The organism is Halorubrum distributum JCM 10118, from assembly GCF_000337335.1.
In the GTDB taxonomy this organism is placed as follows: domain Archaea; phylum Halobacteriota; class Halobacteria; order Halobacteriales; family Haloferacaceae; genus Halorubrum; species Halorubrum distributum.
Window position 1 is genome coordinate 1 of sequence record NZ_AOJN01000067.1, and the last position, 1,893, is coordinate 1,893.

General features: G+C 64.3%; 1 protein-coding gene. It reads right to left on the bottom strand.

Annotation, left to right across the window (positions count from 1 at the left end; translation table 11 throughout):
* Positions 1-106: 106 nt before the first annotated feature.
* Entirely contained in the window at positions 107-925 is an 819-nt protein-coding gene (locus tag C466_RS15440; RefSeq protein ID WP_004045523.1) for a rolling circle replication-associated protein, read from the bottom strand.
* Between the last annotated feature and the right edge of the window lie 968 nt (positions 926-1,893).

A 1,893-nucleotide genomic window follows, 5' to 3' on the forward strand; every position in this document is an offset into this window, starting at 1 on the left:
GGGTCGCCGAAAATCGAACCGACCCCACCACCCACCACAGGGACCTATAACGGTGTCTAGGGGGACCCCACCCGGCACCTCTCACCTCGCGGTGGGACCGACCGATCTAGTCTGGTGGCGGTCCTCTATCCTCGTCGCGCCGGAAGTCTCCCGACGCAGCCGACACCCAGTCCTCGACGATCGGATCCCACGCCATCAGTGACCAGTCCTCCTCGAGCGCACTGCCGTCACGATCGTCGCCGCCCGGATCGCGTGGATCGAGATCGACGTCGGCGCTAGATCCGTACCGCCGCGACCCCGACGGCAGGAACGACAGCGAGCCACGACCGAGGTACGCACTGATGTAGTGCGCCGCGTTCCGTGCGTCCACCCGCCGGATGTCCACCACCCGGCCGAGGCCGACGCGCTCGGCCAACTGCGACAGTTCCCGCTGCGGCAGGAACCGATCCACGAGCAGGTGCAGGTGCGGCCGGTCCCGCTCGTCTCCCTCGTGCCGCACCCACAGATACGACAGGTTTGGATAGCGGTCCCTCAGTTCCGTCCTCAGCGCGTTCCACCGATCGGTGATGTACTCGTGCTTCTCCTCCTTCGACGCGGGCGCTCTGCGGTCCACTGTGAGCGTCAGGAACCGACGCATCTCCGGGCGCTCCTCCGTGATCCGTTCTATCTCCTCGATCAGTCCCATCCTCAGCCGGTGGCCGCAACACTCGCAGTCCCACGAACCGCAACGGTACGACGCCTGTTCCCCCGATTCTGTCTGGTACTTCAGGTGCGCCAAGTCCTTCCGGCAGTCCGGCCGCTCCCGATCCGGCCCGCAATCCCAGTCCCGACCGAGCCGTGACTGCTCATCCAACTCGACCTCGCCGTCGACGGGATCCGCGCTCACTCCGACCACCCCGACCGACGCGATCGCGAGCTGCTCCACGAGTGGCCCGACAGCACGTCCGGCCCAGCTGGGGCGGCACTATCCGACGACCGCGACGAAGACGAGCCGGTGGCACCGCACCGCACCATAGCCACCGGCACGTCTTCTACCGCACCGCACGGTGGAACGCCTGAATTGGCGAAGCATAGCGGCTCTTGAGTTGTTCTAACTAGCGTCGAGTAAAGACCGCACCGCCGCCGCACCGCCACCGCACAAGATAGCCCCCTCCCGCCGGTCGGGGGCGTGCGGATCGGGCGGCCCTCGAGCCGGGTACGCCGGCTCTCGGGCAAATCAAGATCGCCCGATCCTTGCGGTGGATCGGCGCTTAGTCGTCCAGACCGAGCGTTTCCGTGAACCGTCGAAACACTTACTGACTCGGCTGAGAGAGGACAGAGCGAGGACGAACCCTCCGGCCAAGAGGTTTCCACCGGGCGATTCTGCCACAAATCGCGTCCGGTGGAATCGTCCGTCGCCCGGGCCTTCTCCGGGCATTCACTCACGTTGCGTAGCTTTGACTGCGACGAGAACGACTAGCCCCTTAAAGAATACTGACCTTTCACCCCGGCAGAACATCTACCTATCCCGATACTACCAACACGCCCACATATTGTTATTAGCAGTTCTAACCATAGCCAGACAGAACCCGAAACCGCATGACAGCGCAGGGGTCGCCGATCGCCCCGGAGTATCACCCATCACAACTTACCGCCGTCTTGCGATTCTTCCCCCTGTCGAATCCCGGCCCTATCCGTACAATCGCAGGACGGCGTAAGGATACCCCTGTCTGAACCGCCACAACTTACCGCCGTCTTGCGATTCTCCCACCACAATCACTCGCCCCTCCGCTCCCTAATCGCAGGACGGCGCAAGGGTCGCCGAAAATCGAACCGACCCCACCACCCACCACAGGGACCTATAACGGTGTCTAGGGGGACCCCACCCGGCACCTCTCACCTCGCGGTGGGACC